Source organism: Aequorivita marina (assembly GCF_031631895.2).
In the GTDB taxonomy this organism is placed as follows: domain Bacteria; phylum Bacteroidota; class Bacteroidia; order Flavobacteriales; family Flavobacteriaceae; genus Aequorivita; species Aequorivita marina.
The window spans coordinates 137839-145675 of the sequence record NZ_JAVMBW020000007.1; the positions used below are offsets into that span (position 1 = coordinate 137839).

Annotated in this window: 8 protein-coding genes; all 8 read right to left on the bottom strand. The window is 31.5% G+C overall.

All coding sequences use genetic code 11. The features are described from left to right. Positions 1-4 precede the first annotated feature (4 nt). On the bottom strand, positions 5-793 hold the full coding sequence (locus QPK98_RS10105) for a hypothetical protein (RefSeq protein WP_310993174.1): 789 nt from the start codon (positions 791-793) through the stop codon (positions 5-7). Then, a complete protein-coding gene (locus QPK98_RS10110) occupies positions 790-2046 on the bottom strand; it encodes a DNA methyltransferase (RefSeq protein ID WP_310993175.1) in 1257 nt (418 codons plus the stop codon). Before QPK98_RS10110 ends, QPK98_RS10105 begins: the two co-directional genes overlap by 4 nt. Next, positions 2043-4298 (bottom strand): hypothetical protein, encoded by a 2256-nt coding sequence (locus tag QPK98_RS10115; protein WP_310993177.1) that lies wholly within the window; start codon positions 4296-4298, stop codon positions 2043-2045. Before QPK98_RS10115 ends, QPK98_RS10110 begins: the two co-directional genes overlap by 4 nt. A gap of 1 nt (position 4299) precedes the next feature. Next, positions 4300-4530, bottom strand: a complete 231-nt coding sequence (locus tag QPK98_RS10120) for a hypothetical protein (RefSeq protein ID WP_265953540.1) — start codon at positions 4528-4530, stop codon at positions 4300-4302. A gap of 333 nt (positions 4531-4863) precedes the next feature. After that, positions 4864-5433, bottom strand: a complete 570-nt coding sequence (locus tag QPK98_RS10125; RefSeq protein WP_310993179.1) for a hypothetical protein — start codon at positions 5431-5433, stop codon at positions 4864-4866. Next, positions 5426-5734: a UPF0158 family protein gene (locus tag QPK98_RS10130; protein WP_310993184.1), complete on the bottom strand. Its 309-nt coding sequence runs from the start codon at positions 5732-5734 to the stop codon at positions 5426-5428. Before QPK98_RS10130 ends, QPK98_RS10125 begins: the two co-directional genes overlap by 8 nt. Positions 5735-6355: 621 nt before the next feature. Then, a complete protein-coding gene (locus tag QPK98_RS10135; protein ID WP_310993180.1) occupies positions 6356-6730 on the bottom strand; it encodes a hypothetical protein in 375 nt (124 codons plus the stop codon). 206 nt (positions 6731-6936) lie between these two features. Then, positions 6937-7650: a hypothetical protein gene (locus tag QPK98_RS10140; protein ID WP_310993181.1), complete on the bottom strand. Its 714-nt coding sequence runs from the start codon at positions 7648-7650 to the stop codon at positions 6937-6939. Between the last annotated feature and the right edge of the window lie 187 nt (positions 7651-7837).

A 7837-nucleotide genomic window follows, 5' to 3' on the forward strand; every position in this document is an offset into this window, starting at 1 on the left:
TTACCTAGTTTTCTTTAATGTAATACTCACTATTATCTGATTTTATAAGAAAGTATTTCTTATTGATATTTAATGGGTTTTGTCCTTTTGGAATTAAATATGTGGTATTACCAGAGTTAAGCCTTTCCCATTTAGTTTTCCTTCCATTATCTATGAGAATTATTTCTTCGCCATTATCAATATTTAGTATTTTGGGTGAAGATACAATTAGCATATTAGCAGGATATTTAGGGAACTTACATCTTGATCGAGCAATTTCAATTATAGGGTACTCTCCGTCTATTCTGTAAGCTTCAACACCATCAGGATGGTCGAACATACCAAATACTAAAATACCTGTCCTTGGATAACTCTTCGCTTCATCTGCCCATTTGGGATATTCATCTACCATTACCAATACTCCTGGGTCATCTTGAAGGATTAATTTTTTTAAACTATTCTCACATAAATCAGAGTTTTTACTAACTAGATAAGTTGAAATTTCTGTAGCATTATATCTTCCATTTGAAAATACTCGTATTTGCGTTTCTGTGTGCCCTTTAAATGGTTTTTTAGCAAGTTCAACTTCAATAACATACCATCTACTGTAGTCTTTTTTAATTAGACATAGGTCTGGTTGACTTGATTCACCATTATACTCAATAGTTTTTTTTAGAGGTAATGTATAATATTCTGGGAACACATCTTCAGAGCGGGCAATAATTGTCCTTTCTAAAGTGTCTTCAACGTATGTGCCTGGTTCAAATTCTTCATACCAATCGTCTAATATTAATAATTTTGATTTCCCTTTCATACTTTAGCGCCCATAAAATGTTTTGTACTTTCTTTAATCATTTCATAAGTCAGAACTGATTTCCCATTCAATCGGTTGTTGTTCTCTAATGGGTTAATATCTGAAAGGATTACAATTCTATCTGTTGCAGTTGCTTTCCCTTTTGTCTCCCCCCAAATCCGTGTTGTTTTGTCTACACCTTGAATGTAATCTGAAAATATCCAAACATTTTTAAATAGTTTATTTTCCTTTACCATTAAGGCAAAATCTCGAGCTAATGGAATCACACTATCTTTAGACTTTGCGACATCTCCAATAACAAAAACAGCTACGCCATCAGGTTTGAGCACTTTTTTAAATTCAGTCAATGTTTTTTTTGAAAATTGAACCCATTGGTTAATATTCAAATCATCATCTAATTTTTCTGAAATTTCGATTGGGTCAGAATTTAAAAACCAAGAACGAATCCAATTTTGTTTGGCATAATTTACAATTCCCAAATAGGGTGGAGAAGTAAGTAATAAATCTACTTTTCCTTGATATTTTTTTAGTTCTTCTGATTTTGAAATTTCTTTAGCATCACATTCGGTAATAAATGCTTCCTGTTTTGGCGATTTATGTTTGCCAAATATTCTTTCAACTTTTTCTTTTAAAATATCAAAGACATTACGGTTTACACGTTTCAGTTCTTTGGTTTGGACAAAACGTCTAACATATTCAGGCGACATACTGAAAGTATTCGGCATACTTATGGAAAGATATCCAGAAGTTCCGTCTTTTCTTTCTCCACCGTGCATAATACCCAAAACTGCACCAATTAAAAATTGGTCTATTTTGCAGGAAGATGTTAAAAGTTCATCTTTTAAATAACAAAGTTGAGCAATCGTGCCTTGATGAAAAATTAAATGAATTTCATCCGATTCTGCTTGTGCCTCTGGAAGATAAAGTGCGTAGTCATATTCACTCTCTAAATCATCAATTCTAGAGATAACATCACTTTTTTTAAGGAAGTGACTTTTAGCCTTGCTTAAGGCCAATGCAATTGGGTTTAGGTCAGAACCAAAAGATTTTCTATTTAATAATCTACTTTCTAGAATTGTTGTCCCTCGCCCTGAAAAAGGGTCAAATACTAAATCATTTTCATCTGTAAAATATTTAATGAAATAATTAGCTAATGACGGAGGGAATGCTCCCAAATAAGAACAAAGAGAATGTAAAGGGTCTGAATCTCTTTTATCAGCCCAAGGAGTTACAAAAACTTTCTCTTCAATCATATTTCAACATTTTCAAGTTCAACACTTTCAATGATTATCGATTCAAAGAAATCATTAATCATTCCGCACACAGTTTCACTCGCATTCCTTAATTCAGATTCTTTGATTTTCTCATATGATTCAGTAGGTATTTCGTCATCATCTTTTGTTAATATGGTTTCAGGGTTGTTTTTGTCAAGCACAAAAGCGTGAAAAGAAATATGTTCTAAATATTTGTTTTTAATGTTTTGAACAGCATCTTCATTTTTTCGTTGTGCACGTTCAACAAGTCTTTGGAGGTTCTTATTTTCTTCTGACACATAAATCACTACTTCGTCTTGGTCACTAACAACACTTGCAACGCTATGCTCATTCCAATTGTTTTCTTCAAAAAACGGATGGTCCTCACCAATAAAATCAACCCTAATATTTGGAGATTTGTTTTTACCTTTACCATCATCACCCGAATTTTCAGGTCTTTCAACAATTTCTATTTCAACTGAATCAGAAAAAGACCTTTGTCCTATAGGTCTCAACTCCAATGTTATTTTTCCTTTGTCACCAATTTCAACATCTTCATTAGTTTTAAAATAGGCAATTCCATAACCGTTTTTCAAATTTGCAGTCCCCTGATATGAACCAATAGACTGAGGTTCGATAAAGGCCGCAAACGTTTCTGGTTGTTTGACATAGTTAGGATAAGCGTCAGTACTGAACTTTATTGAAAATGACTTATTTGCATAAACTTCTTTTGGTGAACTACTAGTTATTTCAAAGAAAGTTGGTGGGTCTTCAAATGGAATTTCAGGTAATTTTTTTGTTGGTGAGCTTTCACCAACTGTTGAAGTTGTTACAGAAGTCCCGCTACCTGTATTTTGTAGATAAGTGTTTATCCTTCTAGCTAATCTTTTCTTTAAGCTATCTAGTACCTGCGTATCATCTTTCGTAAAATATCGCTGTTTTCTTTCCTTGTCAAGTAGTTGGAGTCTATCATCTTCTTTTAAAGTATCAACAGTTAGTTTCTTCAATTCTTCTACAATTGAAGTATCTTTTAAAGATTCTCTTGTGCTACTAAACAATTGTCTTTTAGAATCATTGTCAAGATAATCAGTTTCTATGTGAACTATTAAATACCTGTCTAGATAAGGCAGTTTTAAGTCGTTTTTAATAAGGCCGTTTCCTAAAGTTCCTTGCTTTTGACCGTTATGAGTTATAACAATTGGGTTTGAAACACTTGCGTAATGTTTAATTCTTTCTCTTGGGTCCTTTCCTAACGTGTTCAGAACCCACCAATAAATTGTAACCTTACCAGTTTTAAATGTTAAGGTAACTTGATTGTGATATTCTCTGTTTTCCGTATATGTAAGTAGTCTGTTATTTCCAGTAACGGTTCTGTTATCCGTTTTCCCTTTTCTGCGGTCAGAAATAGTAAATGGGATAACTGGGTCAAACATATAATTATGAGCTAAATACCAAAGACCTCTTTGTGGTGCAGTCATACTACCACTATATTTTCCCAAATCCATTAATACGTGACGAACTAAAGTTCCAGGCTCAAAAGTCTCATCATCTATTTCTGCTGTGAATGGTTGTCCAGTTGTTCTGTCGACCATATACTCATACCATTCGTGTTTATCCTTATCAATATCACCAGGGTTTATTCGAACGATAGTAAATGAAACTTTACTTTTCTTTCGTTCATCTTTTTTTAAATAAGGTTTTGAAATAATGATTGTATAATTATTGTATGCTAGTGCTGTTGAACCGCCTTGTCCAAATGCACCCATCAAATGAAGTTTTCCAATCTTGTTACTTCCGTTAAGGTCTAAAATTGTCTTTGAGAAATCTTCAGGTTCTAATCCTATGCCTTTATCACGTATTTCTACAGTAGGTTTAGATTCCTTTCCAGAATCATACAATGTGACTTGAACTTTATCCGATAAATCATCAATTTTCTTATCTCTTGCAGATTTTATTTTGGAAATTTTTCCATCTTCAATACCAAACCAATTTTCAGCTGCTTTTCTTGGAGAACGAAACCCTTCTGGTTCTCCCTGATTTTTCCATTCTTTTTCTAACACAGCGTCTATTGCGTTTGTAATTCTTTCAGTTACTCCAGCTGCTGGGTCAGTTCCAATATTGATTGTTGCTAGGTTATTTCTCCGTTTACCTACATTTTCCCAGAGCATTTTACTTGCTCCAATCTTTATGAGAATGTTGGTTACTTTCTTTGGGGTATATGCCAAAATCAGCTCTTTAAAAATTTCTTCCATATTAAAAATTGAATGATTCGGTGTTGCTCTTTAGATTCTTTTTATATAAAGTTTCCATTGTTTTTAGTTCTTCCTTAATCGCCTTGACCATTTTATTCAAGTCTTCTTCGTTGTATTCATAGTTATTGACATTTGAGCATTTGGAAAGACTTCTTATTCCTTTCAGAATATTGTCAACTCTTCTAGAAGCAACTCTTTTAAATCGGTCTTTTTTCAGTTCAGAATTATCCATTGTATTAGATTTCTGTTATTATGTAGTTGCAAATATAGGATTACATACTACATTATTATAAATATAGTTACGTTTTTTAGAGCGTTGGCAAAAAACAACTCTTTTGGTTTTTTCAGATTTGGGCTTTCGGGTCGGCAAAAACCAAATGTGCTGTTTTTGCGGTTGGCTTTTCTTGTATGCCGCACAACGGTTTTGTGTATGATGTCGTTGCGTGAATTTAAAACTAAAGATATGGAAAAAAGAAACAAATTAAATGCTTGCGAGGATTTTCCGAAAGGAAAATCAGAAGCAATGCATTATACACAGTGTTGCCACACGTTTTTTTTAATGAGTTTATTCGGAGCGTTGAATACAAACAGGTTTAATTATTACTTCATTCTCACAATAATCAAATATAGAATCTAATTTTTTATTCGGAGTTAGAATATCTCTATTCACAAAAATTAAATTTTTATTTTTCAGAGTTAAAGTATCTGCTTTTTTACTGATTTTTTTTATGGAATCATAAATCATTCCTCCAAAGTCATCGTCGAAAAGAATTATAGTTTTCTTTTTTAATTTCCATATTCCGAAGTGGGAATCAAAACATCTGTCATCAAAAAGTGTATATGTTGAATCCTCAAAAGTAATCTTATAATATTTTTTTTCGTTGACTTTATAAGCGTAATAAGTCTTACCCATAAAATTTTTATAAGAATTACAACTTATAAGTAAGAAGATACAGAAAAATAGCAAGATTTTTTTACCAATAATCATATCATCGTTTCTTTTTTTCAAATGTGTGGCAACGTTTGGTGTATGAGCAGTGGCGTGGGACGTCACGGACAATTGCAAACAGGTACTTGCCATTGGAAATTCCGCAGGAATTTCCAAGTAGGCGGGAACAAGCCATTGCTTATACACATTGTTGTGCGCTGGCTATTCCTCGGTTTAATTGCGTTTCTACTATTTTCTCCAGCTCGATTTGTTTAAAGTCAAACCAGTTTTGCCTATAATCCGAGTTGTCGATTCTGTTCTTAAAGTTCTGAAAAGGTTTTTTCTGTTCCAATATATTTTCCAATTCCGCTTGAAATTGTTTGTCCGAAATTTGGTAAACAAAATGTTCCATTATTTTAAAGGATTCGAAGTTTTCCAAAACCTCAATTTTAATTAAATCCGATTTATTTTTCTCGACTTTTCCCAAGTCTCGTCCAAAACATTCCATAAATGCTTCATCGTCCAAAATGATTGTAAAACTTGGTATTGCTATAATTTCGTCAGTTTTAGAGTTGTAATAACAGTCATTACCGCAATCCAGTTCCTACGCAATTTCTTTAATTATTTTCGATTTGGAATTTTCCATTTCAAAATAGTTTTCTTGTCTGCCTTTTATTTTCAGAGATTAATCAGATAGATGCTTGTTAATAAAAGAGAAATAAACCCGAGAATTCCGTATAAAATCTTATTGATATTAGATTTTAAATTTTCGGTTTTATATAGTCCATACATTCCGACTGGAGGTAAGATGAATAATAGTGTATCTACTATTGTAGAATTGTTATACCACTTCTCATTATTTACTTTTTCCATTGTTCTTTTTTTTAAATACCAAGATAGCTCTTATTATTTTTAGCTGGCGCACAACGTTTAGTATAAAAGAAGTAGGGCTGAAAATAAGCAATTTCCTTTCGGATTATCAACAAGCCAAATCTTTTGTATTTTGTTTTATATTTTTGTTCTAAAGCCAAATCAAAAGATTTGGCGACCTTGCAAATATGCCTGAAACATTGGGTTTAGCACTTGCTTGCCCTATTTTTTTTATACAGTGTTAGCAACAGTATTTGATCTATTTGATTTTTTGCATTTTCGATATTACTACTTTGTCATTCATTTCAGCTTCATATTCTATTATATCATCAGTAATATTAATTATCGTCACATTTATTTTTTCACCGATTAATTCGGAATTAGATGAGTCAGATATTTTTGTATAAGTTAAAGAATATTCACAATCTGATTTCCATTTGAGTCTACCTTGTAATTCAATATTGGTTTTTTTCTCTTTCTCCACTTGGATTGAATCATTCCTAACTATAATCCAGTTTGGATGATTACTATCTACATACTTAAAAGTCCCCGTTTTAAAATCCGAGCAGTTTTTTTCTTGACTACAACTGAAAAGTGAAATAAAAAATAATAATATTAAGAGTTGATTTTTCATATTGTTGCTAACGGTTTTGTATATGGCTCGTAGCGTCTAAATTAGCGATTATTTTCGGTTTAAGAATAAGCCAAATTTTAAATTTACTACTTATTTTTTTATTGGAAAGTTGTCAAATTTAAAAATTTGGCGACTTTCCAAATATGCTTTAATTTTGATTAAGCAACTGCCAAGCTATGAGCTATATACGGTGTTAGGCACTGTTTTTATTTCTCCACTTTTTTAAAAAATCCAAAGTCTGAAAATTTATCTTCATTAATTTTTGATATGGGAATCATATATGAAGTCGACAGACAAGCAAATTCTTCTATAAAATTCAAGTCAGTAATTTCCAATCTTATAACATTATTAAGTGAGTCAGATAAAATTTTAATATTACCTTTTTTGATTTTTATTTCCTCCATATTTTTATAATTATTACCATATTCTCTTTTCAATCCAAACAAAGTTAAGCTGTCTTTTGTCTCATTAAAAGAAGTGAAATAATATTTATTCAACATACAGTTTTGGGTGTCGTATGTCTTACTATAATATTTAGTTACTATTTGTAGATTTGAGAAATTGATTTTTTCAATTCCGTTTTGGTTTTTTGGTTCAGAACCTGATTTTTTTAATTTTACAGAGCTTATTTTATTTGCCTTTATATCGTTAATATAATCTAATGGCAAACTTTCAATATCACGAAAATTAAAGTCATCAACTGATTTCATTAATGTTCTTCCTGATGTATGTCCATCTCTTCCGTACCAAACACTGTAATCGACAATAAGTAAATTATTACCTTCTATTTTTTGAACAAACAAAGTTTCACTATCATTATTGGTACAAGACAAAAAAATGAAAGAAACCAATAGGAATATTATTGGAAACGATAATTTTTGAATAATTATTCCTGTAATTTTATAAGCTTTGTTTATCAATTTAAAATGTTTTTGGCTTACGATTCGTTTTTGTTTAAATAGTGCCTAACGTTTCGTATAAAAGAAGTAGGGCTGAAAATAAGCGATTACCTTTCGGATTATCCAGAAGCCAAATCTTTTGCATTTTGTTTTATATTATTTTACTAAAAGCCAAATCAAAAGATTTGGCGACCTCAAAAATATGCCT

Coding starts and splice junctions, on each gene's coding strand:
- QPK98_RS10105 (WP_310993174.1), bottom strand. CDS start 793: ATGAAAGGGAAATCAAAATTATTAATATTAGACGATTGGTATGAAGAA.
- QPK98_RS10115 (WP_310993177.1), bottom strand. CDS start 4,298: ATGGAAGAAATTTTTAAAGAGCTGATTTTGGCATATACCCCAAAGAAA.
- QPK98_RS10110 (WP_310993175.1), bottom strand. CDS start 2,046: ATGATTGAAGAGAAAGTTTTTGTAACTCCTTGGGCTGATAAAAGAGAT.
- QPK98_RS10120 (WP_265953540.1), bottom strand. CDS start 4,530: ATGGATAATTCTGAACTGAAAAAAGACCGATTTAAAAGAGTTGCTTCT.
- QPK98_RS10135 (WP_310993180.1), bottom strand. CDS start 6,730: ATGAAAAATCAACTCTTAATATTATTATTTTTTATTTCACTTTTCAGT.
- QPK98_RS10130 (WP_310993184.1), bottom strand. CDS start 5,734: ATGGAATGTTTTGGACGAGACTTGGGAAAAGTCGAGAAAAATAAATCG.